This window comes from Enterobacter sp. C4G1 (assembly GCF_052886895.1).
This window is the reverse complement of the sequence record NZ_JBQVVV010000001.1, coordinates 853078-878636: the sequence shown is the minus strand read 5'-3', so window position 1 is coordinate 878636 and position 25559 is coordinate 853078. Positions and strand designations below refer to the sequence as shown.

The window sequence follows — 25559 nt, the reverse complement described above, 5'->3', positions numbered from 1 at the left end:
ATAAGCAGGCTCTGAGATGGTTGACGATTCACAAGACACGACGCACTTTGGCTTTCAGACTGTTGCTAAAGCGCAGAAGGCTGACATGGTGGCCCACGTATTTCATTCCGTGGCGGCGAAGTACGATGTGATGAATGACTTGATGTCATTCGGCATTCATCGCTTGTGGAAACGCTTCACCATCGACTGTAGCGGTGTGCGTCGTGGGCAAACGGTGCTGGATTTAGCGGGCGGTACAGGCGACTTGACGGCGAAGTTTTCACGTCTGGTTGGCGAAACCGGTCGCGTAGTGCTGGCAGATATTAACGACTCCATGCTGAAAATGGGACGTGAGAAGCTGCGTAACATCGGCGTTGTGGGTAACGTTGAATATGTACAGGCGAACGCTGAAGCGCTGCCGTTCCCGGACAACACCTTTGACTGCATCACCATCTCGTTTGGCCTGCGTAACGTCACCGAGAAAGACAAAGCGCTGCGTTCCATGTACCGCGTGCTGAAGCCGGGTGGACGCCTGCTGGTGCTCGAATTCTCCAAACCGATTATCGAGCCGCTGAGTAAAGCCTACGATGCCTATTCGTTCCACGTGCTGCCGCGCATTGGTGAGCTGGTGGCGAACGATGCAGAAAGCTATCGCTATCTGGCTGAATCTATCCGAATGCACCCGGATCAGGACACCTTAAAAGCAATGATGCAGGATGCCGCATTTGAAAACGTTGAATACTTCAACATGACGGCGGGTGTCGTCGCGCTGCATCGCGGTTACAAGTTCTGAGTGGAGGTATCCCGTGCCATTTAAACCCTTAGTCACCGCAGGCATCGAGAATGCTCTGAATGCCTTTCTTTACCGTGCTCCGGCGCTAAAAACTGCGCGTCAGCGGCTCAACGGAAAGGTGTTACGTATTGTTTTAAAAGAGTTCTCTACGCCGCTGGTGCTGGTGTTCAGTGAACGCCAGCTTGATGTTTTGGGTGAGTGGGAAGGTGAGGCCGACTGCTCGGTCATCACGCATATGAGCGTGGTGCCAAAACTGCGCGACCGCCAGCAGCTGACTGCGCTTATCCGTAGCGGCGAGCTGGAAGTCGAAGGTGACATTCAGGTCGTGCAGAACTTCGTTGCGTTAAGCGATCTTGCCGAGTTCGACCCGGCAGAGTTGCTTGCACCTTATATTGGCGACATCGCCGCCGAAGGGATCAGCAAAGTCATTCATGGTGGTTCGGCATTTCTGCGCAAAACTGTTCAGCGCCAACAGCGCTACGCGGCAGAAGTGTTGACCGAAGAGTGGCGCATGGCTCCGGGGCCACTTGAAGTGGCATGGTTTGCGGAAGAAACTGCTGCTGTCGAACGTGCGGTTGACGCGCTAACCAAACGGCTGGAAAAACTGGAGGGCAAATGACGCCTGGTGAAATTCGGCGCCTCTATTTTATCGTCCACACCTTTTTGAGTTACGGGCTCGACGAGCTTATCCCCAAAATGCGTATCACTCTGCCGCTTCGAATCTGGCGACGGATGTTGTTCTGGATGCCAAATCGCCACAAGGATCAGCCGCTGGGTGAACGCCTGCGTCTGGCGTTGCAGGAGCTTGGCCCGGTATGGATCAAGTTTGGGCAGATGCTCTCCACCCGCCGGGATCTCTTCCCGCCTACAATCGCCGATCAGCTGGCGTTATTGCAGGATCGCGTAGCGCCTTTTGACGGTGCGCGAGCAAAGCAGCAAATCGAAGAAGCAATGGGGAATATCCCCGTTGAAACCTGGTTTGACGATTTTGAAATTCAGCCGCTGGCATCGGCCTCGATTGCCCAGGTGCATACGGCACGCCTGAAAGAAAATGGCAAAGAGATCGTTATTAAAGTGATCCGCCCGGACATCTTGCCGGTTATCAAGGCGGACATGAAGCTTATCTACCGCCTTGCGCGCTGGGTTCCACGTCTGCTGCCGGACGGTCGACGCCTGCGTCCAATGGAAGTTGTGCGCGAGTATGAAAAAACGCTGATTGATGAGCTCAACCTGCTGCGTGAAGCGGCAAACGCCATCCAGTTGCGTCGTAACTTTGAAGACAGCCCGATGCTGTATGTTCCTGAGATCTACTCTGACTACTGTAGCCAGAATATGCTGGTAATGGAGCGTATCTACGGCATTCCAGTATCTGACGTGGTGGCTCTCGAAAACCAGGGAACCAACATGAAGCTGCTGGCCGAGCGCGGAGTGCAAGTGTTCTTCACCCAGGTGTTCCGAGACAGCTTCTTCCATGCGGATATGCATCCGGGCAATATTTTCGTCAGCTATGAGCACCCGGAAAACCCGAAATACATTGGTATTGACTGCGGTATCGTGGGCTCTCTGAACAAAGAAGATAAGCGCTATCTCGCGGAAAACTTTATCGCATTCTTCAACCGCGACTACCGTAAGGTTGCTGAGCTGCACGTGGATTCTGGCTGGGTTCCGCCAGATACTAACGTTGAAGAGTTCGAGTTCGCTATCCGTACCGTGTGTGAGCCGATTTTCGAAAAACCGCTGGCGGAAATCTCATTCGGCCATGTTTTGCTGAACCTGTTTAACACCGCGCGCCGCTTTAATATGGAAGTTCAGCCGCAGTTAGTTTTACTCCAGAAAACATTACTTTACGTTGAGGGCGTAGGCCGTCAGCTCTATCCTCAGTTAGACTTGTGGAAGACCGCGAAACCTTTCCTCGAATCCTGGATTAAGGATCAGGTCGGCATTCCGGCGCTGGTGCGCTCTCTCAAAGAGAAAGCCCCGTTCTGGATTGAAAAAATGCCGGAGATACCTGAACTGGTTTACGACAGTTTGCGTCAGAGCAAGAACCTTCAGCACAGCATGGATAAAATCGCCCGCGAGCTTCAGTCCAATCGCGTTCGTCAGGGACAGTCCCGTTATCTCTTTGGGATTGGTGCGACACTGTTGCTGAGCGGCACACTGCTGCTGATCAATCGCCCGGACTGGCAGATGATGCCTGCCTGGCTGATGGCTGGCGGTGTGGTTGTCTGGTTTGCGGGCTGGAGAAAAACGCGCTGAATTTGCGTCGCTATCGCCGGGTTGCATACGTATAATGCGACCTGATTAATTAATCATCTATCACTGAGGAACATGTATGGGTGGTATCAGTATCTGGCAATTGTTGATCATTGCCGTCATCGTCGTGCTGCTGTTTGGCACCAAAAAGCTCGGTTCCATCGGTTCCGACCTCGGCGCGTCCATCAAAGGCTTCAAGAAAGCGATGAGTGATGATGAAAATAAGCAGGAAAAATCCAGCCAGGACGCTGATTTTACTGCTAAATCCATTGCCGACAAGCAAGATGAAGCCAAAAAGGAAGACGCTAAACGCCACGATAAAGAGCAGGTGTAATTCGTGTTCGACATTGGTTTTGGTGAACTGCTGCTGGTCTTTGTGATTGGCCTGATTGTGCTGGGCCCGCAGCGTTTACCCGTTGCGGTAAAAACGGTTGCGGGTTGGGTGCGTGCGCTTCGATCGCTTGCCACCACGGTACAAAATGAGCTGGCGCAGGAGCTTAAGCTTCAGGAGTTTCAGGACAGCCTGAAAAAGGTTGAGAAGGCGAGCATGGATAATCTGACGCCAGAGCTCAAAGCCTCGATGGATGAACTGCGTGAAGCCGCGGAATCCATGAAACGCTCTTACAGCGTTAACGATCCTGAAAAAGCGAGCGATGAAGCGAATACCATCCATAACCCGGTGGTAAAAGAGAGCAAAGCGCAGCGAGAGGGGGTGACCCCTGCCAGCGCAGAGCATCAGGCCGCAGCACCTGAACAGACGCCGCAGGAACCTGAAGTGAAAAAACGGGTGCAGCCGGAAGAGCCCGTTGTTAACACTTCGGCGACCGAAGCTAAAGCCGCTGCGCCTGTTTCCGAATCATCCACCTCGTCGAGTGATAAAGCGTAAACATGGCAGTAGATGATACTCAACCGCTTATTGCGCACCTTATTGAACTGCGCAAGCGCCTGCTGAACTGCATTATTGCGGTTTGCATCATTTTCTTAGGGTTGGTCTATTTCGCCAACGATATCTACCAGGTGGTTTCTGCGCCGCTGATTAAGCAAATGCCGCTGGGTGCAACGATGATCGCAACGGACGTTGCTTCGCCGTTCTTTACCCCCATTAAGCTGACCTTCTGGGTATCGCTGATTGCGTCTGCGCCAGTTATTTTGTACCAGGTCTGGGCGTTTGTGGCTCCGGCGTTGTACAAACATGAACGCAAGCTGGTGATCCCGCTGCTGGTGTCCAGTTCGCTGCTGTTCTATATCGGTATGGCGTTTGCTTATTTCGTTGTCTTCCCTCTGGCCTTTGGCTTCCTGACGCATACTGCGCCGGAAGGGGTGCAGGTATCGACGGATATCGCCAGCTACCTCAGCTTTGTCATGGCGCTGTTTATGGCGTTTGGCGTGGCGTTTGAAGTCCCGGTGGCGATTGTGCTGCTGTGCTGGGTCGGCGTGACCACGCCGGAAGACCTGCGTAAGAAACGCCCGTATATTCTGGTCGGGGCATTCGTGGTCGGCATGCTGCTGACGCCGCCGGATGTGTTCTCGCAAACGCTTCTGGCAATACCGATGTACTGTCTGTTTGAGGTCGGTGTGTTCTTCTCGCGGTTCTATGTCGGCAAACGACGCCCACAGGAAGGCGAAGAAGACGACGAGTCAGACAAGACCACTGAAGAGTAAAACCAGCCGCCCGTCAGGGCGGTTTTTACATGGGAAACCACATGTTTGATATCGGCCTTAACCTCACCAGCTCTCAGTTTGCCAAAGATCGCGATGACGTTGTCGCTCGCGCCTTCTCCGCGGGGGTGAAAGGCTTGCTGCTGACGGGAACCAGCCTGCATGAAAGCGAACAGGCGCAGCTGCTTGCCCGGTATTATCCACACTGCTGGTCAACTGCGGGCGTGCATCCACATGACAGCAGCACCTGGAATGCAGAGAGCGCCGAAACCCTTCATGCGCTGGCAAACACGCCAGAAGTGGTGGCGATTGGCGAATGCGGGCTGGATTTCAACCGCAACTTTTCCACCCCCGCTGAACAAGAACGCGCCTTTACCGCTCAGCTTGCGCTGGCGGCAGACCTGGGAATGCCGGTATTTATGCACTGCCGTGATGCTCACGAACGTTTTCTGGCGCTGCTCGAACCCTGGCTGGATAAACTGCCCGGCGCGGTACTGCACTGTTTTACCGGCTCCCGACAGGAAGCGCTGGATTGCCTGAACCGAGGGTTATATCTGGGGATCACGGGTTGGGTCTGCGATGAACGGCGTGGCCTGGAGCTGCGAGAGTTGTTGCCTGTTATTCCTGCCGAACGGCTGTTGGTTGAAACGGACGCGCCTTATCTTTTGCCCCGTGACCTCTCGCCAAAACCGTCTTCACGGCGTAACGAACCGGCATTCCTGGGGCATATTGTTGAAAGCGTCGCACGCTGGCGTAGAGAAGAACCACAGTGGCTGGCGGAACAAACGGATGACAACGTGCGCCGCCTGTTCGGCGTGCAGTTTTAAATTTTGCGAAAATCGGTGTTTTTGACGCTCTGAAGCACTTGCTTGTTCAACAAATTGAGCAACAGCATGGAGCGTGCTTCGCCGTCCGGCTCAGAGAAAATGGCCTGTAACCCTTCAAATGCACCTTCGGTGATCACCACGTCATCGCCGGTGTAAGGCGTTTCTGGATCGGTGATATCTTCAGGTTGCTGGTAGACCGAAAGCTGGTGAATGACCGTTGACGGAACTCTTGCCGGGTGCGCGCCAAAACGCACAAAGTGGCTGACGCCACGCGTGGCGCTGATGGTGGTGGTGTGGATCACTTCCGGGTCGAACTCGACGAACAGATAGTTCGGGAAAAGAGGTTCGCTGACCATCGCACGTTTCCCACGCTGCATTTTTTCAAGCGTGATCACCGGCGTCAGGCAATGCACTGACTGACGTTCAAGATGTTCCTGCGCGCGCTGAAGCTGCCCGCGTTTGCAATACAGTAAATACCAGGCCTGCATAATCACTCTTTCCCTTAGTTCGGGGCGCAAGCATATCAAAACCCTGGCGCGATCGCTAAGTTGATTATAATGGCCGAAAGTGGAGTAAGACGCGGAACTTCACGCTAATTTAACAAAATTACAGCATCACGCAGTCTTACGCCGTATAATGAAGCGCTTACAGAGAGGCCATGACTAACTGCATGAAATACCACGATCTACGCGACTTCCTGGCGCTGCTGGAAAAGCAGGGCGAACTCAAACGCATTACACTTCCTGTTGATCCTTATCTGGAAATGACAGAAATTGCTGACCGCACCCTGCGTGCCGGTGGCCCTGCGCTGTTATTTGAAAACCCAAAAGGCTACTCCATGCCGGTGCTGTGCAATCTGTTTGGCACACCACGTCGTGTGGCGTTGGGCATGGGGCAAGAGGATGTAACTGCGTTACGTGAAGTGGGCAAACTGCTGGCCTTTCTGAAAGAGCCGGAGCCACCAAAAGGCTTCCGCGACCTGTTCGACAAACTGCCGCAATTTAAGCAGGTGTTGAATATGCCAACCAAACGTCTGCGCGGTGCGCCGTGCCAGCAAAAAGTGCTGGAAGGTGAGGCGGTTGATCTGACTAAAATCCCTATTATGCAGTGCTGGCCGGAAGATGCTGCGCCGCTTATTACCTGGGGACTGACCGTTACGCGTGGCCCGTACAAAGAGCGGCAAAACCTCGGCATTTATCGCCAGCAGCTGATTGGTAAAAACAAGCTGATTATGCGCTGGCTGTCGCATCGCGGCGGCGCGCTGGATTTCCAGGAGTGGTGTGCTGAACACCCAGGCGAGCGTTTCCCGGTGTCTGTTGCCCTGGGCGCCGATCCGGCGACCATCCTGGGTGCGGTTACGCCTGTTCCTGATACGCTTTCTGAGTACGCGTTCGCAGGCTTGCTGCGCGGCACCAAAACCGAAGTGGTGAAGTGTATTTCCAATGACCTGGAAGTACCGGCCAGTGCGGAAATTGTGCTGGAAGGTTACATTGAGCAGGGTGAAATGGCACCGGAAGGGCCATATGGCGATCACACGGGTTATTACAATGAAGTCGATAACTTCCCGGTGTTTACCGTTACCCACATCACCCAGCGTGAAGATGCTATTTATCACTCGACGTATACCGGCCGTCCACCGGATGAACCGGCCGTTCTGGGCGTAGCGCTGAACGAAGTATTCGTGCCTATTTTGCAAAAGCAGTTCCCGGAAATTGTTGATTTCTATCTGCCGCCGGAAGGGTGTTCTTATCGCCTGGCGGTGGTCACAATGAAGAAGCAATATGCGGGTCACGCTAAACGCGTGATGATGGGCGTATGGTCGTTCCTGCGCCAGTTTATGTATACCAAGTTTGTTATTGTCTGTGATGATGACGTCAATGCCCGCGACTGGAATGACGTTATCTGGGCCATCACCACGCGTATGGATCCGGCACGTGACACGGTGTTAGTGGAAAACACCCCGATTGATTATCTGGATTTTGCCTCGCCGGTTTCCGGTCTTGGCTCAAAAATGGGACTGGATGCCACAAACAAATGGCCTGGCGAAACCGACCGTGAATGGGGTCGCCCGATCAAAAAAGATCCTGCCGTGACCGCGCGAATTGACGCGATCTGGGACGAACTGGCCATAATGAATAACGGTAAAACCGAATCTGACCGTTAAGCCCTATAGACTTCCCGACAGAGAGAGCGAATGACAACCTTAAGCTGTAAAGTGACCTCGGTAGATGCTATCACCGACACCGTATATCGCGTCCGTTTAGTGCCAGAAGCGGCATTCTCTTTCCGCGCTGGTCAGTACTTAATGGTCGTGATGGATGAACGAGATAAGCGTCCTTTCTCTATGGCCTCTACGCCAGCAGAGCAGGAATTCATCGAGCTTCATATCGGCGCGTCAGAGCTTAACCTGTATGCGATGGCCGTGATGGATCGCATTCTGAAAGAGCGCGAAATCCTGGTGGATATTCCTCACGGTGACGCCTGGCTGCGTGAAGACGAAGACCGTCCGCTGATCCTGATTGCGGGCGGTACCGGTTTCTCTTACGCCCGCTCTATTCTGTTGACCGCACTCGCGCGCAATCCAGACCGTGATATCACCATCTACTGGGGGGGTCGCGAAGAGAAACATCTCTACGATCTGTCCGAGCTGGAAGCACTGAGCATTAACCACCCGAACCTGCGTATTGAGCCGGTTGTCGAGCAGCCTGAAGAGGGCTGGCGTGGGCGCAGCGGTACGGTGCTGACGGCAGTATTGCAGGATTACGGCACGCTGGCGGAGCACGATATCTATATCGCGGGTCGTTTTGAGATGGCGAAAATTGCCCGTGACCTGTTCTGTAACGAACGTGGTGCGCGTGAAGACCGCCTGTTCGGCGATGCATTTGCGTTTATCTAAATAAACGAAATAAAAAACCCGCCCCTGACAGGCGGGAAGAACGGCAACTAAACCTTTCCCCGTCATCATTCACGCTGCCTCTTTGTTGGCTGCCTTCGCTCACCCCGGTCACATAGTTAACTATGCTCCCGGGGATTCGCTCAGTTGCCGCCGCGATGCAGCGCGAATGATTTAGGGGAATTATCTTTTCAATTACACCCTCTCAAACACCGTCGCGATCCCCTGACCCAAGCCGATACACATGGTTGCCAGACCAAACTGGGCATCCTGGCGTTCCATCAGGTTAATCAGGGTAGTGCTGATACGTGCACCGGAACAACCCAGCGGGTGACCGAGTGCGATCGCGCCGCCGTTGAGGTTAATCTTCTCGTCGATCTTGTCCATCAGCCCCAGATCTTTAATGCACGGCAGGATCTGTGCGGCAAAGGCTTCGTTCATCTCGAACAGGTCGATATCGCTGGCGGTTAATCCCGCTTTTTTCAGCGCCAGTTTCGAGGCCGGAACCGGGCCATAACCCATAATCGACGGATCACAGCCGACCACTGCCATTGAACGAATACGCGCACGTGGCGTCAGGCCTAATTCGCGGGCGCGGCTTTCGCTCATCACCAGCATCGCGGCGGCACCGTCGGAAAGGGCAGAAGATGTGCCGGCGGTTACCGTGCCTGTGACCGGATCAAATGCCGGACGCAGTGTGGAAAGTGCCTCGACCGTGGTTTCCGGGCGGATCACTTCGTCGTAGCTGAACTGCTTCAGTACGCCGTCAGCGTCATGCCCACCGGTTGGGACAATCTCGTTTTTAAATGCGCCAGACTGCGTGGCGGCCCAGGCGCGGGCGTGAGAGCGCGCAGCGAAGGCGTCCTGCATTTCACGGCTAATGCCGTGCATTCGCGAGAGCATCTCGGCAGTCAGCCCCATCATGCCCGCCGCTTTCGCCACGTTACGGCTCATGCCCGGGTGGAAATCGACCCCGTGGCTCATCGGCACATGACCCATATGCTCCACGCCACCAATCATGCAAGCCTGCGCATCGCCGGTCATGATCATACGGGCAGCATCGTGCAGCGCCTGCATTGACGAGCCACACAGGCGGTTAACGGTTACCGCCGGTACAGAATGTGGGATTTCAGCCAGCAATGCTGCGTTACGGGCGATGTTAAAACCTTGTTCCAGGGTTTGCTGCACGCAGCCCCAGTAGATATCGTCCAGCGCGGTGGGATCCAGCGCCGGATTACGCGCCAGCAGGCTACGCATCAGGTGCGCGGAGAGATCTTCCGCGCGAACGTTACGGAATGCGCCGCCTTTTGAACGGCCCATCGGGGTGCGAATTGCATCGACAATGACAACCTTTTCCATTGTGACTCCTTAAGCCGTTTTCAGCTCGCCAACCGGACGGGCAGGCTCAACTGCTGGATAGTAGGGTTCGTTATGGCGCGCTTTATTGCGCAGACCTTCCGGCACGGCATAAAGCGGGCCGAGGTGCTGATACTGCTGGGCCATATCGAGGTACTTCGCGCTGCCAAGCGTATCCAGCCAGCGGAACGCACCGCCGTGGAACGGAGGGAAGCCGAGGCCATAGACCAGCGCCATATCCGCTTCTGCCGGGCTTGCGATGATGCCTTCTTCCAGGCAACGCACCACTTCGTTAACCATTGGGATCATCATGCGAGCGATAATCTCCTCGTCGGTGAAGTCGCGTTTTGGCGCACTGACGTCCGCCAGCAGGCTATCCACCGCCGCATCTTCTTCTTTCTTCGGCTTACCTTTGCTGTCTTCTTTATAACGCCAGAAGCCCAGACCGTTTTTCTGGCCAAAACGGTTGGCATCGAACATGGCGTCGATGGCATCGCGATAATCTTTGCTCATGCGCTGCGGGAAGCCCGCGGCCATGACGGCCTGCGCGTGATGCGCCGTGTCGATACCGACTACATCCAGCAGATACGCCGGGCCCATCGGCCAGCCGAACTGTTTTTCCATCACTTTGTCGACTTTGCGGAAATCCGCACCGTCGCGCAGCAGCTGGCTAAAACCGGCAAAGTAAGGGAACAGCACGCGGTTCACAAAGAAACCAGGGCAGTCGTTCACCACGATCGGCGTTTTACCCATTTTGCTGGCCCATGCCACCACTTTAGCAAGGGTGTCATCAGACGTTTTTTCCCCGCGAATGACTTCAACCAGCGGCATCCGGTGAACCGGGTTAAAGAAGTGCATACCACAGAAGTTTTCCGGGCGCTTCAGTACGCTTGCCAGTTCGCTAATCGGGATGGTAGAGGTGTTCGACGCCAGAACTGTATCCGGGCGAACCTTATCTTCCGTTTCTGCCAGGACCGCTTTTTTAACTTTTGGGTTCTCAACAACGGCTTCGACAACCACGTCAACGCGATCGAAACCGCTGTATTCCAGGGTTGGCTGGATAGTGGAGATCACACCCGCCAGTTTCAGACCATCAATCTTGCCGCGCTCAAGCTGCTTGTTGAGCAATTTGGCCGCTTCGGTCATGCCCAGCGTCAGGGATTTTTCGCTGATGTCTTTCATCACTACCGGCACGCCTTTCCAGGCCGACTGCCAGGCGATACCGCCACCCATAATGCCTGCGCCCAGTACCGCCGCGTGTTTCGGGGTTTCGACGTTTTTGGTCAGCTGTTTGGCTTTTCCTTTAACGAACTGGTCGTTCAGGAAGATGCCCACCAGAGCGCGCGCTTCGTTGGTATGCGCCAGCGGAACGAAGCTCTGGTTTTCTAATTTAAGTGCCTCTTCCCGGCCAAAGCGGGCAGCGGCTTCAATGGTTTTTACCGCCGTGATAGGTGCCGGGTAGTGTTTACCTGCGGTCTGCATCACCATGCCTTTGGCAATGGTGAAACTCATGGCTGCTTCAATTTTGCTGAGCTTTAAGGGTTCAAGCTTCGGCTGGCGTTTCGCTTTCCAGTCGAGATCGCCATTAATCGCCTGACGCAGAATAGCGATAGCACCTTCAACCAGTTTTTCTGGCTTAACGACGCCATCTACCAGGCCAATTTTCTGTGCTTGTTCCGCGCCGACATCTTTGCCCGCAGCAATAATTTCCAGGGCGCTATCGGCACCCAGCATGCGTGGCATACGTACAGAGCCACCAAAGCCCGGCATGATGCCCAGCTTAGTTTCAGGCAGGCCGATACGCAGGTCAGGTGTCGCCAGACGATAATCGGTGGCCAGCACACATTCGCAGCCACCGCCCAACGCGTAGCCGTTAACGGCGGAGATCGTCGGAACAGGTAAATCTTCCAGGCGGTTAAACACGCTGTTGGCAAAATGCAGCCACTGGCTCAGTTGTTCTTCTGGCACCAGGAACAGAGACAAGAATTCGGTGATATCGGCACCGACAATAAAGGCCGCTTTGTTAGAGCGCAGCAGCAGCCCTTTTAAATCAGATTGCTTTTCAAGTACATCCAGCGCCTGGCCAAGACTGGCCACCGTCGCGGTATCGAGCTTGTTCACTGAGCCGGGGGCATCGAACACCAGTTCGGCAATGCCATCTTCCAGCCAGTTGAGGTACAGGGTGTCGCCTTTGTAGAGCATGTCAGTCTCCTGAATCCAGCAATTGGATCTGGTCATACCAGATGAGACGGAGTGTGGAATTTATGTTAATAAAATGCAAATCACTCATTAAAAAATTGCTGCATTGATCACGCTCGGTGGAAATCACGCAGGTGAGGGCAGGTGTGCTAAGATGCGAAGACTTGAGGTCGAAAAAACGAAAGGAAAAATGATGGACTCACTGGCTGTGCTCTATAAAAATCATATCGTTACCTTACAGGAACGTACCCGCGATGTACTGGCTCGTTTTAAGCTGGATGCCCTGCTGATCCACTCCGGCGAACTGATGAATACCTTCCTTGATGACCATGCTTATCCGTTTAAGGTCAACCCGCAGTTTAAAGCCTGGGTGCCGGTGACACAGGTTCCAAATTGCTGGTTGCTGGTTGATGGCGTGAACAAGCCGAAGCTGTGGTTCTATCTGCCGGTGGATTACTGGCACAACGTTGAGCCGCTGCCAACGACCTTCTGGACCGAAGAAGTGGACGTTATCGCGCTGCCGAAAGCCGACGGGATTGGCAGCCAGTTGCCTGCTGCGCGTGGCAATATTGCCTATATTGGCCCTGTGCCAGAGCGTGCGCTGGGCCTGGATATTCCGGCTGACAAACTGAATCCGAAAGGGGTTCTGGATTATCTGCACTATTACCGCGCTTATAAAACTGATTACGAACTCTTCTGTATGCGTGAAGCGCAAAAAACAGCGGTGACGGGCCACCGTGCTGCGCATGAAGCGTTCCTGTCTGACATGAGCGAGTTCGATATTAACCAGGCATACCTGACGGCAACCGGTCATCGTGATACCGATGTGCCGTACAGCAACATCGTGGCGCTGAATGAACACGCGTCCGTTCTGCACTACACCAAACTGGATCATCATGTTCCGTCTGAGATGCGCAGCTTCCTGCTGGATGCGGGCGCTGAGTACAACGGCTATGCCGCTGACCTGACCCGTACCTGGGCCGCCAACGGTGATACCGATTTTGCACATCTGATCAAAGACGTAAATGACGAGCAACTGGCGCTTATCAGCACCATGAAAGCGGGAACCAGCTATGTGGATTACCACATCCAGTTCCATCAGCGCATCGCAAAACTGCTGCGTAAGCACCAGATTGTGAAGGATATGAGCGAAGAAGCGATGGTGGAAAACAACCTGACCGGGCCATTCATGCCGCACGGTATTGGTCACCCGCTGGGTCTTCAGGTTCATGATGTCGCAGGCTTCATGCAGGATGACACGGGCACACATCTGGCGGCACCGTCTAAATATCCTTATCTGCGCTGCACGCGTATTATCGAGCCGCGTATGGTGTTGACCATTGAACCGGGTATCTACTTTATCGAATCCCTGTTGGCGCCGTGGCGTGAAGGCCAGTTCAGCAAGCACTTCAACTGGGAAAAAATTGAAGCGCTGAAACTGTTTGGCGGTATTCGTATCGAAGATAACGTGGTTATCCACGAAAACGGTGTCGAGAACATGACGCGAGATCTGAAACTGGCCTGATGGAAAGCTGGCTGATACCGGCGGAACCGGTCACCTTTGTTGAGGAAATCAAGAAAAGCCGTTTTATTACGCTGTTGGCACACACCGACGGCGTAGAGGCGGCAAAGGCGTTTGTGGAATCCGTTCGCGCACAACACCCTGATGCGCGTCACCACTGTGTCGCGTGGGTGGCCGGGCCACCGGATGACTCGCAGCAACTGGGATTTTCTGATGATGGTGAACCGGCAGGCACTGCCGGTAAGCCCATGCTTTCTCAGTTAATGGGAAGTGGTGTGGGAGAGATAACCGCTGTAGTGGTTCGCTACTATGGCGGCATTTTGCTCGGAACGGGTGGGCTGGTTAAAGCCTACGGTGGCGGCGTTCAACAGGCACTTCATCTGCTGATAACAACCCGCAAAACGCCACTCACCGAATATACTTTGCTGTGCGATTACGCTCAGTTATCGGGTATCGAAACCCTGCTAAAGCAATTTAATGGCGTGATTACGCGCAGTGATTACCAGGCGACAGTACAGTTGCGTGTGGCGCTTCCTCAGGCAGAACTGGATGCTTTTTCAGCAAAGCTGGCTGATTTTAGTCGTGGTTCGTTGCAATTGCTGCCGATTGAAGAATAATCCCCACCTTACTTTTTGAATACCTAAGGAAGCGGCAGAGATGCATTTTCGTGCCATTACCCGAATCGTTGGACTGCTGGTCATACTCTTTTCCGGGACGATGATTCTCCCTGGACTGGTGGCACTTATCTACCGGGACGGTGCGGGGCGTGCGTTTACCCAGACGTTCTTTGTCGCATTGATGATCGGTTCGATGCTCTGGTGGCCTAACCGTCGTGAGAAAGGTGAACTGAAATCCCGCGAAGGGTTTTTGATTGTCGTCTTGTTCTGGACGGTGCTGGGGAGCGTGGGTGCGCTACCTTTCATCTTTGCTGAGCAACCGAATCTGACCATCACGGACGCTTTCTTTGAATCGTTCTCAGGCTTAACCACCACCGGGGCAACCACGCTGGTGGGGCTGGATTCATTACCTCACGCTATTCTCTTCTACCGGCAAATGCTGCAATGGTTCGGCGGCATGGGGATCATTGTCCTGGCCGTGGCCATTCTGCCGATTCTGGGTGTCGGTGGGATGCAGTTGTATCGCGCCGAAATGCCTGGTCCGCTGAAAGATAATAAGATGCGCCCACGTATTGCCGAAACGGCGAAAACGCTGTGGCTTATCTACGTCTTACTGACGATTGCCTGCGCACTGGCGCTGTGGTTTGCCGGGATGCCTGCCTTTGATGCCATTGGCCATAGCTTTGCCACAATCGCCATTGGCGGTTTCTCTACGCATGACGCCAGTGTGGGCTACTTCGACAGCCCGACAATCAACACCATTATTGCCATCTTCCTGCTGATCTCCGGTTGTAACTATGGTTTGCACTTCTCTTTACTGAGCGGGCGTAGCCTGAAGGTCTACTGGCGCGACCCGGAATTCCGCATGTTTATTGGCGTCCAGCTTACCCTGGTCGTCATCTGCACCCTGGTGCTGTGGCTTCATGATGTCTATAACTCGGCAATCACCACGCTCAATCAGGCCTTCTTCCAGGTTGTATCGATGGCGACAACGGCGGGCTTCACAACCGACAGCATTGCGCGCTGGCCGTTGTTCCTGCCTGTGCTGTTGCTCTGTTCTGCATTTATTGGTGGTTGTGCCGGGTCTACGGGCGGTGGTCTGAAGGTCATTCGTATCCTGCTGCTGTTTAAGCAGGGGAACCGTGAGCTGAAACGCCTGGTGCACCCGAACGCGGTTTACAGCATCAAACTGGGGAACCGCGCGCTACCGGAACGTATCCTCGAAGCGGTGTGGGGGTTCTTCTCTGCCTATGCGCTGGTCTTTATCGTCAGTATGCTCGCCATTATTGCAACCGGTGTGGATGATTTCTCTGCATTCGCGTCCGTGGTGGCAACGCTTAATAACCTGGGGCCAGGGCTGGGCGTAGTGGCGGATAACTTTGCCAGTATGAACCCGGTGGCAAAATGGATCTTAATTGCCAACATGTTGTTCGGGCGTCTTGAGGTCTTTACGCTGCTGGTGCTGTTTACCCCAACATTCTGGCGCGAGTAAGGGAGTCATTGTTGAAAACACTTATTCTATTCTCCACACGTGACGGGCAAACGCGTGAGATTGCCTCTTATCTGGCTTCTGAATTAAAAGAGCTGGGGGTTTACGCAGATGTCGTGAACCTGAACCGTACAGAAGAGATTAGCTGGCAAGACTACGATCGCGTGGTCATTGGAGCGTCTATTCGTTACGGGCATTTCCATCCTGCGTTGGATAGCTTTGTGAAAAAGCATACGGCGGTGCTGAATGCATTGCCGGGCGCTTTCTATTCCGTAAACCTGGTTGCGCGTAAAGCTGAGAAACGCACACCACAGACGAACAGCTACACGCGTAAGTTTTTGCTGGGCTCTCCGTGGCAGCCAGATCTGTGTGCCGTATTCGCCGGTGCGCTGCGTTACCCACGTTATCGCTGGTATGACCGCTTTATGATCCGTCTAATTATGAAGATGACTGGCGGTGAAACGGATACCCGTAAAGAAGTGGTCTATACCGACTGGGCGCAGGTTGCCAGTTTTGCGCGTGAAATCGCACAATTAACGGTCAATTCGAAGGTAAAATAAGCGCAAAGTTTGAAAAGTGAGCGAACGAAAAGTTTTTTGAATTTTATGCTTGTCACTTCAGAATAACTCCCTATAATGCGCCTCCACTGACACGGAACAACGGCAAGCAAGCCGCCGGGTCAGCAGGGTTCTCCGGCGAAAGCCGCTGAAGAATCCCGGAGAAAAGCGAAAATAAATGCTTGACTCTGTAGCGGGAAAGCGTAATATGCACACCCCGCGCCGCAGCGAAAACGAAGCGGCACTGCTCTTTAACAATTTATCAGACAATCTGTGTGGGCACTCAAAGTGACATGGATTCTTAACGTCGCAAGACGATAAATGAATACCAAGTCTCTGAGTGAACATACGTAATTCATTACGAAGTTTAATTCACGAGCATCAAACTTAAATTGAAGAGTTTGATCATGGCTCAGATTGAACGCTGGCGGCAGGCCTAACACATGCAAGTCGAGCGGTAACACAGGGAGCTTGCTCCTGGGTGACGAGCGGCGGACGGGTGAGTAATGTCTGGGAAACTGCCTGATGGAGGGGGATAACTACTGGAAACGGTAGCTAATACCGCATAACGTCGCAAGACCAAAGAGGGGGACCTTCGGGCCTCTTGCCATCAGATGTGCCCAGATGGGATTAGCTAGTAGGTGGGGTAACGGCTCACCTAGGCGACGATCCCTAGCTGGTCTGAGAGGATGACCAGCCACACTGGAACTGAGACACGGTCCAGACTCCTACGGGAGGCAGCAGTGGGGAATATTGCACAATGGGCGCAAGCCTGATGCAGCCATGCCGCGTGTATGAAGAAGGCCTTCGGGTTGTAAAGTACTTTCAGCGAGGAGGAAGGCATTAAGGTTAATAACCTTAGTGATTGACGTTACTCGCAGAAGAAGCACCGGCTAACTCCGTGCCAGCAGCCGCGGTAATACGGAGGGTGCAAGCGTTAATCGGAATTACTGGGCGTAAAGCGCACGCAGGCGGTCTGTCAAGTCGGATGTGAAATCCCCGGGCTCAACCTGGGAACTGCATTCGAAACTGGCAGGCTAGAGTCTTGTAGAGGGGGGTAGAATTCCAGGTGTAGCGGTGAAATGCGTAGAGATCTGGAGGAATACCGGTGGCGAAGGCGGCCCCCTGGACAAAGACTGACGCTCAGGTGCGAAAGCGTGGGGAGCAAACAGGATTAGATACCCTGGTAGTCCACGCCGTAAACGATGTCGACTTGGAGGTTGTTCCCTTGAGGAGTGGCTTCCGGAGCTAACGCGTTAAGTCGACCGCCTGGGGAGTACGGCCGCAAGGTTAAAACTCAAATGAATTGACGGGGGCCCGCACAAGCGGTGGAGCATGTGGTTTAATTCGATGCAACGCGAAGAACCTTACCTACTCTTGACATCCAGAGAACTTAGCAGAGATGCTTTGGTGCCTTCGGGAACTCTGAGACAGGTGCTGCATGGCTGTCGTCAGCTCGTGTTGTGAAATGTTGGGTTAAGTCCCGCAACGAGCGCAACCCTTATCCTTTGTTGCCAGCGGTTCGGCCGGGAACTCAAAGGAGACTGCCAGTGATAAACTGGAGGAAGGTGGGGATGACGTCAAGTCATCATGGCCCTTACGAGTAGGGCTACACACGTGCTACAATGGCATATACAAAGAGAAGCGACCTCGCGAGAGCAAGCGGACCTCATAAAGTATGTCGTAGTCCGGATTGGAGTCTGCAACTCGACTCCATGAAGTCGGAATCGCTAGTAATCGTAGATCAGAATGCTACGGTGAATACGTTCCCGGGCCTTGTACACACCGCCCGTCACACCATGGGAGTGGGTTGCAAAAGAAGTAGGTAGCTTAACCTTCGGGAGGGCGCTTACCACTTTGTGATTCATGACTGGGGTGAAGTCGTAACAAGGTAACCGTAGGGGAACCTGCGGTTGGATCACCTCCTTACCTTAAAGAACCTGCCTTTGTAGTGCTCACACAGATTGTCTGATGAAAAATAGCAGTAAAAAACCTCTACAGGCTTGTAGCTCAGGTGGTTAGAGCGCACCCCTGATAAGGGTGAGGTCGGTGGTTCAAGTCCACTCAGGCCTACCAAATTTGCGATGCAAATTTGAAGAGGTTGGCAATACGATGGGGCTATAGCTCAGCTGGGAGAGCGCCTGCCTTGCACGCAGGAGGTCTGCGGTTCGATCCCGCATAGCTCCACCATCTTTACTGCGAAAACAAGAAAACTTCAGAGTGTACCTGAAAAGGTTCACTGCGAAGTTTTGCTCTTTAAAAATCTGGATCAAGCTGAAAATTGAAACGACACACCTTAAGTGGTGTGTTCGAGTCTCTCAAATTTTCGCAATTTGATGATGAATCGAAAGAAACATCTTCGGGTTGTGAGGTTAAGCGACTAAGCGTACACGGTGGATGCCCTGGCAGTCAGAGGCGATGAAGGACGTGCTAATCTGCGATAAGCGCCGGCGAGGTGATATGAACCTTTGACCCGGCGATTTCCGAATGGGGAAACCCAGTGTGTTCCGACACACTATCGTTAAGTGAATACATAGCTTAACGAAGCGAACCGGGGGAACTGAAACATCTAAGTACCCCGAGGAAAAGAAATCAACCGAGATTCCCCCAGTAGCGGCGAGCGAACGGGGAGCAGCCCAGAGTCTGAATCAGCTTGTGTGTTAGTGGAACGGTCTGGAAAGTCCGGCGATACAGGGTGATAGCCCCGTACACGAAAGCACACAGGTTGTGAACTCGAAGAGTAGGGCGGGACACGTGGTATCCTGTCTGAATATGGGGGGACCATCCTCCAAGGCTAAATACTCCTGACTGACCGATAGTGAACCAGTACCGTGAGGGAAAGGCGAAAAGAACCCCGGCGAGGGGAGTGAAAAAGAACCTGAAACCGTGTACGTACAAGCAGTGGGAGCACCTTCGTGGTGTGACTGCGTACCTTTTGTATAATGGGTCAGCGACTTATATTCTGTAGCAAGGTTAACCGTATAGGGGAGCCGAAGGGAAACCGAGTCTTAACTGGGCGTTAAGTTGCAGGGTATAGACCCGAAACCCGGTGATCTAGCCATGGGCAGGTTGAAGGTTGGGTAACACTAACTGGAGGACCGAACCGACTAATGTTGAAAAATTAGCGGATGACTTGTGGCTGGGGGTGAAAGGCCAATCAAACCGGGAGATAGCTGGTTCTCCCCGAAAGCTATTTAGGTAGCGCCTCGTGAATTCATCTTCGGGGGTAGAGCACTGTTTCGGCTAGGGGGCCATCCCGGCTTACCAACCCGATGCAAACTACGAATACCGAAGAATGTTATCACGGGAGACACACGGCGGGTGCTAACGTCCGTCGTGAAGAGGGAAACAACCCAGACCGCCAGCTAAGGTCCCAAAGTCATGGTTAAGTGGGAAACGATGTGGGAAGGCACAGACAGCCAGGATGTTGGCTTAGAAGCAGCCATCATTTAAAGAAAGCGTAATAGCTCACTGGTCGAGTCGGCCTGCGCGGAAGATGTAACGGGGCTAAACCATGCACCGAAGCTGCGGCAGCGACGCTTATGCGTTGTTGGGTAGGGGAGCGTTCTGTAAGCCGTTGAAGGTGTCCTGTGAGGGGTGCTGGAGGTATCAGAAGTGCGAATGCTGACATAAGTAACGATAATGCGGGTGAAAAGCCCGCACGCCGGAAGACCAAGGGTTCCTGTCCAACGTTAATCGGGGCAGGGTGAGTCGACCCCTAAGGCGAGGCCGAAAGGCGTAGTCGATGGGAAACAGGTTAATATTCCTGTACTTGGTGTTACTGCGAAGGGGGGACGGAGAAGGCTATGTTAGCCGGGCGACGGTTGTCCCGGTTTAAGCATGTAGGCGGAGAGTTTAGGTAAATCCGGACTCTTTTTAACGCTGAGGTGTGATGACGAGGTACTACGGTACTGAAGTAACAAATGCCCTGCTTCCAGGAAAAGCCTCTAAGCATCAGGTAACATCAAATCGTACCCCAAACCGACACAGGTGGTCAGGTAGAGAATACCAAGGCGCTTGAGAGAACTCGGGTGAAGGAACTAGGCAAAATGGTGCCGTAACTTCGGGAGAAGGCACGCTGATGTGTAGGTGAAGCCCCTGCGGGTGGAGCTGAAATCAGTCGAAGATACCAGCTGGCTGCAACTGTTTATTAAAAACACAGCACTGTGCAAACACGAAAGTGGACGTATACGGTGTGACGCCTGCCCGGTGCCGGAAGGTTAATTGATGGGGTTAGCGGCAACGCGAAGCTCTTGATCGAAGCCCCGGTAAACGGCGGCCGTAACTATAACGGTCCTAAGGTAGCGAAATTCCTTGTCGGGTAAGTTCCGACCTGCACGAATGGCGTAATGATGGCCAGGCTGTCTCCACCCGAGACTCAGTGAAATTGAACTCGCTGTGAAGATGCAGTGTACCCGCGGCAAGACGGAAAGACCCCGTGAACCTTTACTATAGCTTGACACTGAACACTGGTCCTTGATGTGTAGGATAGGTGGGAGGCTTTGAAGCGTGGACGCCAGTCTGCGTGGAGCCGACCTTGAAATACCACCCTTTAATGGCTGGTGTTCTAACGTAGACCCGTAATCCGGGTTGCGGACAGTGTCTGGTGGGTAGTTTGACTGGGGCGGTCTCCTCCCAAAGAGTAACGGAGGAGCACGAAGGTTAGCTAATCCTGGTCGGACATCAGGAGGTTAGTGCAATGGCATAAGCTAGCTTGACTGCGAGAGTGACGGCTCGAGCAGGTGCGAAAGCAGGTCATAGTGATCCGGTGGTTCTGAATGGAAGGGCCATCGCTCAACGGATAAAAGGTACTCCGGGGATAACAGGCTGATACCGCCCAAGAGTTCATATCGACGGCGGTGTTTGGCACCTCGATGTCGGCTCATCACATCCTGGGGCTGAAGTAGGTCCCAAGGGTACGGCTGTTCGCCGTTTAAAGTGGTACGCGAGCTGGGTTTAGAACGTCGTGAGACAGTTCGGTCCCTATCTGCCGTGGGCGCTGGAGAATTGAGGGGGGCTGCTCCTAGTACGAGAGGACCGGAGTGGACGCATCACTGGTGTTCGGGTTGTCATGCCAATGGCATTGCCCGGTAGCTAAATGCGGAAAAGATAAGTGCTGAAAGCATCTAAGCACGAAACTTGCCCCGAGATGAGTTCTCCCTGACCCTTTAAGGGTCCTGAAGGAACGTTGAAGACTACGACGTTGATAGGTCGGGTGTGTAAGCGTAGCGATACGTTGAGCTAACCGATACTAATGAACCGTGAGGCTTAACCTTACAACGCCGAAGCTGTTTCGGCGGTTGAGAGACAGAATATTTTCAGCTTTGATACAGATTAACAGAATTTGCCTGGCGGCTTTAGCGCGGTGGTCCCACCTGACCCCATGCCGAACTCAGAAGTGAAACGCCGTAGCGCCGATGGTAGTGTGGGGTCTCCCCATGTGAGAGTAGGGAACTGCCAGGCATCAATTAAGTGAAGAGGCCATCCGCAAGGATGGCCTTTTTGCGTTTTTCTCCCTTCCCGGTATCCATAAACTAATCACCTATCCTTCCCTATATACGGTAAACTATCCCGGTTTTTGCATCAGGATAGCGTCTATGAATCACTCCCTTAAGCCCTGGAATACCTTTGGTATTCAGCGGAATGCTAACGAAATTGTACGTGCCGAAAATGCCCAGCAACTGCTGGCTGCATGGCAAAACGCAACAGAAAACAGTGAACCTGTATTAATTCTGGGCGAAGGAAGTAATGTCCTGTTTCTCGACGATTTTGCAGGTACCGTGATCGTCAACCGTATCATGGGTATTGATGTCGAAGAAAGCGCCGATAGCTGGCATCTGCACGTTGGTGCCGGGGAAAACTGGCATCATCTGGTGCAATACACCCTTGAAAAAGGGATGCCTGGCCTGGAAAACCTTGCGTTGATTCCGGGCTGTACAGGATCATCACCCATTCAAAATATCGGTGCCTATGGCATTGAACTTAAACATGTTTGTGAATATGTCGACTGCATCGAACTGGCAACAGGGAACGCTCTGCGTTTGACCGCTGAACAGTGTCGTTTTGGTTATCGCGACAGTATTTTCAAACATGAATATCAGGATCGCTATGTGATTGTGGCCGTTGGCCTGCGCCTGACGAAAAGCTGGAACCCGATTCTTAACTATGGTGATTTGACGCGCCTTGACCCGGCAACTGTGACCGCGCGCGAAGTGTTTGAGTCTGTTTGCCACATGCGAATGACCAAACTCCCCGATCCGAAAGTGAACGGAAATGCGGGTAGTTTCTTCAAAAACCCGGTAATCAGCGGCGAAAATGCAAAAGCATTTCTCGCGGGCTGGCCAACTGCGCCACATTACCCGCAGGCCGATGGCAGCGTTAAACTGGCTGCGGGCTGGCTCATCGATCAGTGTCAGTTAAAAGGTGTCACGATGGGTGGTGCCGCAGTGCATCGCCAGCAGGCACTGGTTCTGATTAACCAGGGCAATGCGACCAGTAGCGATGTTGTGCAGCTGGCTCACCATGTACGTCAGTGTGTGGGTGAAAAATTCAACGTCTGGCTCGAACCAGAAGTCCGCTTCATTGGCCGTTCCGGTGAAGTGAATGCCGTGGAGGCCATTGCGTGAAGGATAATACCATTCCATTAACCCTGATCGGCATCCTTGCTGATGGTGAATTTCATTCTGGCGAACAGCTGGGCGATCGCCTGGGGATGAGTCGTGCCGCCATCAACAAGCACATTCAGACTCTCCGCGACTGGGGTGTTGATGTCTTTACGGTGCCGGGAAAAGGCTACAGCCTGCCAGAGCCTATTCAGCTCCTGAATGAAGAGCTGATCGGCAGTCAGATTGAGCATGGAAAGGTTGCCGTGCTGCCCGTTATTGACTCAACCAACCAGTATCTTCTGGATCGTCTGGGCGAGCTACAGTCGGGTGATGCCTGTGTAGCGGAATATCAGCAGGCGGGACGTGGTCGTCGTGGCCGTAAGTGGTTCTCACCCTTTGGGGCTAACCTGTATCTCTCTATGTACTGGCGTCTTGAGCAGGGGCCAGCTGCTGCTATTGGCCTGAGTCTGGTCATCGGGATTGTGATGGCCGAAGTTCTGCATGATCTGGGCGCGGATAAAGTCCGGGTTAAATGGCCAAACGATCTCTATCTTGAGGATCGTAAACTCGCCGGTATTTTGGTCGAATTAACAGGTAAAACCGGCGATGCTGCACAGATCGTGATTGGTGCGGGCGTAAACCTGGTGATGCGTAATGTGCAGGCCGATGTGGTAAACCAGGCCTGGACTAACCTACAGGAAGCGGGGATCACCATCGACCGCAACACACTTGCGGTACGGCTGATTAAAGAGCTTCGCGACTCGTTATCGCTGTTTGAACAAGAAGGGCTGGCACCGTTCCTCTCTCGCTGGGAAAAACTGGATAATTTTATCAACCGTCCGGTAAAACTGCTGATTGGCGAGAAGGAGATCTACGGTATCTCTCGCGGAATTGATGCGCAGGGCGCGTTGCTTCTTGAACAGGATGGCATGATTAAGCCCTGGGTTGGTGGGGAGATTTCGCTACGCAGCGCTGAATAAAATCCGGGAGCCACTGGCTCCCTTTTTTTCGCCTGCCAGTATGGTTATCTCCCCCCTCCAGAAAATAGTAGGCAGGAGATAATTTCAGTCAGAAGAAAGAGTTAAGCTAAATTATTAAAAAGTAACGACGAAAAAGTATTTCTAGATATTTCTCTGGGTAACAAATTATTAAATTAAGAATCATCTTAATTGGATTTTACTGCCATTATGTATGTTTTTATTGATTTGATATTCTACTTGAATATGTCTTTTCAATTATAAATGCCATCCTTAAGGCAATATTAAGTCAAAACCACTCCATGTTTTTTACCTTAAAAAACAGATAGCATGTGCACTGTTGATGTTAATGCTATTGCCGATAATAAGCCGCGTGGAAGTAAAGCTGTAATTTATACACGCCAATAATATGCGTACGGTATAACCGTAACGTTACTGTGCTCCTACACCTGAATAAATACATCCATTGATCGTACATGACCACTGAAGTCTAACCGTGGCAGGTGCATTATTGTTTTGTAAATCATGAGTATAACTATGAATCATTATGATGATTTGCAGCGATTTAAGGATAAAACGCGTAGCCAGGCGCTTGATTTTAAGGATTTCTCAGCTCAGAGCCATGCGCAGGAACAGGGAAACTGGGCGATTATCAACCAGCTTCTTCCTGCCACTGAAGTTAATTCACTTGCCGCTGGCGGACATGTTTCACTGTCAGCTCCTCAGTCGGTCACGGAAGAGACATTTGCGGTGAGCGAACTCACTCCAGTGCCACAGGTTCTTGTCGTCGAGCCTGCACCTGCGCCGGTGTCCTCGATCCTGCAAGGGGTGGATGAGCAACTGGTGTCATTGCCCCGGCAGGCACCTGCCATACCGACACCTGCCCAGGTTCAGGTATCACATCCCGTCACCGAGCCGGAACAAGGGTCTGTCGACTTTACTCGTTTGTTTGCCCCTGCGACCACAAAACCTGTCCCTGCGGCTGAGAAAAACCAGCCATTAAATTCACTGCTGGAAAGGATTGCCACATGCCGTTAGTTTGCGTTTGTTCACCGAAAGGTGGCGTGGGTAAAACCACCATGACCGCCAATCTGGCGTATGCACTCGCGCGCGCGGGGAGCAAAGTTCTGGCTCTGGATTTTGATGTGCAAAACGCGCTGCGCCTGCACTTTGGGGTACCCCTTTCCGACAGCCGTGGCTACGTTGCCAGGGCGGCTGAGTCTTCCGACTGGAGCCAGTTTGTGCTGACCGCCGGGGGAAATATCTTTGTCCTGCCTTATGGCGATGCGACCGAGCCGCAACGTCTGGCGTTTGAAGAACGCCTCACTCACGACGAGCACTTCCTGACCCGAGGTCTGAGTACGCTGTTGAACTATCCAGGACTGATTATCATCGCAGATTTTCCTCCTGGCCCAACGCCTGCGCTGAAAGCGATGTCCCGCCTGGCCGATCTCCATCTGGTGACGTTACTGGCCGATACAGCTTCGCTATCGCTTCTACCGCAAATTGAAAACCAGCGCCTGACGGGTGGGGTACTCAATCAGAAAGCAGGTCATTACTTCGTGCTTAACCAGAGCGACAACCGCCGCCAAATCAGCCGCGATGTGACGGCCTTTGTCGAGAACAAGCTGGGAGAAAAACTGCTTGGCGTCGTTCACCGGGATGAAAGCGTAGGTGAAGCCAACGCCTCTCAGCAATCCGTTTTCGATTTTAGCCCGGCATCCGCAGCGGCTTTCGACATTGAGCTTATCGCCAAAAAAGTTGCAGGCATCCTCGGGGTGAAAGTGGGTGACGGTACGGTTCATACCCTTCCGCGTATGTCGGGGTTCTAAT

The 25559-nt window shown here is 53.1% G+C and carries 20 protein-coding genes, 2 tRNA genes and 3 rRNA genes; 22 read left to right on the top strand and 3 right to left on the bottom strand.

Annotated features, from left to right (window positions below; all coding sequences use genetic code 11):
- Positions 1–16: 16 nt before the first annotated feature.
- From ubiE to tatD, 7 genes are all read left to right on the top strand, one after another.
- Entirely contained in the window at positions 17–772 is a 756-nt protein-coding gene (gene ubiE, locus ACT9TW_RS04230; RefSeq protein WP_182062922.1) for a bifunctional demethylmenaquinone methyltransferase/2-methoxy-6-polyprenyl-1,4-benzoquinol methylase UbiE, read from the top strand.
- Between the two features lie 13 nt (positions 773–785).
- Complete coding sequence (ubiJ, locus tag ACT9TW_RS04225) at positions 786–1391, top strand: ubiquinone biosynthesis protein UbiJ (protein ID WP_446491740.1); 606 nt, start codon at positions 786–788, stop codon at positions 1389–1391.
- A complete protein-coding gene (gene ubiB / locus ACT9TW_RS04220; protein ID WP_446491739.1) occupies positions 1388–3028 on the top strand; it encodes a ubiquinone biosynthesis regulatory protein kinase UbiB in 1641 nt (546 codons plus the stop codon). The genes ubiJ and ubiB overlap by 4 nt, the downstream gene beginning before the upstream one ends.
- Positions 3029–3104: 76 nt before the next feature.
- A complete protein-coding gene (gene tatA / locus ACT9TW_RS04215) occupies positions 3105–3359 on the top strand; it encodes a Sec-independent protein translocase subunit TatA (protein ID WP_014072250.1) in 255 nt (84 codons plus the stop codon).
- 3 nt (positions 3360–3362) lie between these two features.
- Complete coding sequence (gene tatB, locus ACT9TW_RS04210) at positions 3363–3911, top strand: Sec-independent protein translocase protein TatB (protein ID WP_446491738.1); 549 nt, start codon at positions 3363–3365, stop codon at positions 3909–3911.
- A 2-nt stretch (positions 3912–3913) separates the two neighbouring features.
- Complete coding sequence (gene tatC, locus ACT9TW_RS04205) at positions 3914–4687, top strand: Sec-independent protein translocase subunit TatC (protein WP_166718575.1); 774 nt, start codon at positions 3914–3916, stop codon at positions 4685–4687.
- Between the two features lie 41 nt (positions 4688–4728).
- Positions 4729–5511 (top strand): 3'-5' ssDNA/RNA exonuclease TatD, encoded by a 783-nt coding sequence (gene tatD / locus ACT9TW_RS04200; RefSeq protein ID WP_446491737.1) that lies wholly within the window; start codon positions 4729–4731, stop codon positions 5509–5511.
- Here tatD and rfaH read toward each other — a convergent pair.
- Entirely contained in the window at positions 5508–5999 is a 492-nt protein-coding gene (gene rfaH, locus ACT9TW_RS04195; RefSeq protein ID WP_182062915.1) for a transcription/translation regulatory transformer protein RfaH, read from the bottom strand. The two genes, tatD and rfaH, sit on opposite strands and share 4 nt — an antisense overlap.
- 170 nt (positions 6000–6169) lie before the next feature.
- On the opposite strand from rfaH, the gene ubiD reads away from it, so the two are divergent.
- Both ubiD and fre read left to right on the top strand, forming a co-directional pair.
- Positions 6170–7675 (top strand): 4-hydroxy-3-polyprenylbenzoate decarboxylase, encoded by a 1506-nt coding sequence (gene ubiD / locus ACT9TW_RS04190; protein WP_446491736.1) that lies wholly within the window; start codon positions 6170–6172, stop codon positions 7673–7675.
- 30 nt (positions 7676–7705) lie between these two features.
- Positions 7706–8407 carry an NAD(P)H-flavin reductase gene (gene fre, locus ACT9TW_RS04185; RefSeq protein WP_014072244.1) on the top strand — a complete coding sequence of 234 codons (702 nt, stop codon included), beginning with the start codon at positions 7706–7708 and terminating at the stop codon, positions 8405–8407.
- A gap of 192 nt (positions 8408–8599) precedes the next feature.
- On the opposite strand, the gene fadA is transcribed toward fre, so the two are convergent.
- Together fadA and fadB are read right to left on the bottom strand one after the other, a co-directional pair.
- Complete coding sequence (gene fadA, locus ACT9TW_RS04180; protein ID WP_446491735.1) at positions 8600–9763, bottom strand: acetyl-CoA C-acyltransferase FadA; 1164 nt, start codon at positions 9761–9763, stop codon at positions 8600–8602.
- Positions 9764–9772: 9 nt separating this feature from the next.
- Positions 9773–11962 (bottom strand): fatty acid oxidation complex subunit alpha FadB, encoded by a 2190-nt coding sequence (gene fadB, locus ACT9TW_RS04175; protein ID WP_446491734.1) that lies wholly within the window; start codon positions 11960–11962, stop codon positions 9773–9775.
- Between the two features lie 190 nt (positions 11963–12152).
- On the opposite strand from fadB, the gene pepQ reads away from it, so the two are divergent.
- The 13 genes from pepQ to bcsQ all read left to right on the top strand — a co-directional run bounded on the left by pepQ (position 12153) and on the right by bcsQ (position 25558).
- The gene (gene pepQ, locus ACT9TW_RS04170) at positions 12153–13484 is read left to right on the top strand and encodes a Xaa-Pro dipeptidase (RefSeq protein WP_182063490.1); all 1332 of its coding nucleotides are present in this window, start codon (positions 12153–12155) and stop codon (positions 13482–13484) included.
- Positions 13484–14098 carry an IMPACT family protein gene (locus ACT9TW_RS04165; RefSeq protein WP_182062911.1) on the top strand — a complete coding sequence of 205 codons (615 nt, stop codon included), beginning with the start codon at positions 13484–13486 and terminating at the stop codon, positions 14096–14098. The genes pepQ and ACT9TW_RS04165 overlap by 1 nt, the downstream gene beginning before the upstream one ends.
- A gap of 40 nt (positions 14099–14138) precedes the next feature.
- Positions 14139–15590 carry a Trk system potassium transporter TrkH gene (gene trkH / locus ACT9TW_RS04160; protein WP_182062910.1) on the top strand — a complete coding sequence of 484 codons (1452 nt, stop codon included), beginning with the start codon at positions 14139–14141 and terminating at the stop codon, positions 15588–15590.
- 11 nt (positions 15591–15601) lie between these two features.
- Positions 15602–16147 (top strand): menaquinone-dependent protoporphyrinogen IX dehydrogenase, encoded by a 546-nt coding sequence (gene hemG, locus ACT9TW_RS04155; protein ID WP_182062909.1) that lies wholly within the window; start codon positions 15602–15604, stop codon positions 16145–16147.
- 386 nt (positions 16148–16533) lie between these two features.
- A 16S ribosomal RNA gene (locus ACT9TW_RS04150) occupies positions 16534–18073 on the top strand.
- A 70-nt stretch (positions 18074–18143) separates the two neighbouring features.
- Positions 18144–18220 (top strand) — tRNA-Ile (locus ACT9TW_RS04145).
- Positions 18221–18258: 38 nt separating this feature from the next.
- Positions 18259–18334 (top strand) — tRNA-Ala (locus ACT9TW_RS04140).
- Between the two features lie 180 nt (positions 18335–18514).
- Positions 18515–21420 (top strand): 23S ribosomal RNA (locus ACT9TW_RS04135).
- A gap of 71 nt (positions 21421–21491) precedes the next feature.
- Positions 21492–21607 (top strand): 5S ribosomal RNA (rrf, locus tag ACT9TW_RS04130).
- The 16S, 23S and 5S rRNA genes sit together here with 2 tRNA genes alongside, the layout of an rRNA operon.
- A 134-nt stretch (positions 21608–21741) precedes the next feature.
- Positions 21742–22770: a UDP-N-acetylmuramate dehydrogenase gene (gene murB / locus ACT9TW_RS04125; protein ID WP_446491733.1), complete on the top strand. Its 1029-nt coding sequence runs from the start codon at positions 21742–21744 to the stop codon at positions 22768–22770.
- Positions 22767–23729 (top strand): bifunctional biotin--[acetyl-CoA-carboxylase] ligase/biotin operon repressor BirA, encoded by a 963-nt coding sequence (gene birA, locus ACT9TW_RS04120; RefSeq protein ID WP_446491732.1) that lies wholly within the window; start codon positions 22767–22769, stop codon positions 23727–23729. The genes murB and birA overlap by 4 nt, the downstream gene beginning before the upstream one ends.
- A gap of 534 nt (positions 23730–24263) precedes the next feature.
- A complete protein-coding gene (gene bcsO, locus ACT9TW_RS04115; RefSeq protein ID WP_446491731.1) occupies positions 24264–24764 on the top strand; it encodes a cellulose biosynthesis protein BcsO in 501 nt (166 codons plus the stop codon).
- Positions 24755–25558, top strand: coding sequence for a cellulose biosynthesis protein BcsQ (bcsQ, locus tag ACT9TW_RS04110; RefSeq protein ID WP_014072234.1), 804 nt, complete (start codon positions 24755–24757; stop codon positions 25556–25558). The genes bcsO and bcsQ overlap by 10 nt, the downstream gene beginning before the upstream one ends.
- Position 25559 lies beyond the last annotated feature (1 nt).

Bases quoted from the DNA above. Each gene is read 5' to 3' on its own strand.
- fre (WP_014072244.1), top strand. From the start codon at position 7,706: ATGACAACCTTAAGCTGTAAAGTGACCTCGGTAGATGCTATCACCGAC.
- bcsQ (WP_014072234.1), top strand. From the start codon at position 24,755: ATGCCGTTAGTTTGCGTTTGTTCACCGAAAGGTGGCGTGGGTAAAACC.
- fadA (WP_446491735.1), bottom strand. From the start codon at position 9,763: ATGGAAAAGGTTGTCATTGTCGATGCAATTCGCACCCCGATGGGCCGT.
- murB (WP_446491733.1), top strand. From the start codon at position 21,742: ATGAATCACTCCCTTAAGCCCTGGAATACCTTTGGTATTCAGCGGAAT.
- ACT9TW_RS04165 (WP_182062911.1), top strand. From the start codon at position 13,484: ATGGAAAGCTGGCTGATACCGGCGGAACCGGTCACCTTTGTTGAGGAA.
- tatD (WP_446491737.1), top strand. From the start codon at position 4,729: ATGTTTGATATCGGCCTTAACCTCACCAGCTCTCAGTTTGCCAAAGAT.
- ubiB (WP_446491739.1), top strand. From the start codon at position 1,388: ATGACGCCTGGTGAAATTCGGCGCCTCTATTTTATCGTCCACACCTTT.
- fadB (WP_446491734.1), bottom strand. From the start codon at position 11,962: ATGCTCTACAAAGGCGACACCCTGTACCTCAACTGGCTGGAAGATGGC.
- bcsO (WP_446491731.1), top strand. From the start codon at position 24,264: ATGAATCATTATGATGATTTGCAGCGATTTAAGGATAAAACGCGTAGC.
- pepQ (WP_182063490.1), top strand. From the start codon at position 12,153: ATGGACTCACTGGCTGTGCTCTATAAAAATCATATCGTTACCTTACAG.
- rfaH (WP_182062915.1), bottom strand. From the start codon at position 5,999: ATGCAGGCCTGGTATTTACTGTATTGCAAACGCGGGCAGCTTCAGCGC.
- ubiD (WP_446491736.1), top strand. From the start codon at position 6,170: ATGACTAACTGCATGAAATACCACGATCTACGCGACTTCCTGGCGCTG.
- tatC (WP_166718575.1), top strand. From the start codon at position 3,914: ATGGCAGTAGATGATACTCAACCGCTTATTGCGCACCTTATTGAACTG.
- trkH (WP_182062910.1), top strand. From the start codon at position 14,139: ATGCATTTTCGTGCCATTACCCGAATCGTTGGACTGCTGGTCATACTC.
- ubiE (WP_182062922.1), top strand. From the start codon at position 17: ATGGTTGACGATTCACAAGACACGACGCACTTTGGCTTTCAGACTGTT.
- tatA (WP_014072250.1), top strand. From the start codon at position 3,105: ATGGGTGGTATCAGTATCTGGCAATTGTTGATCATTGCCGTCATCGTC.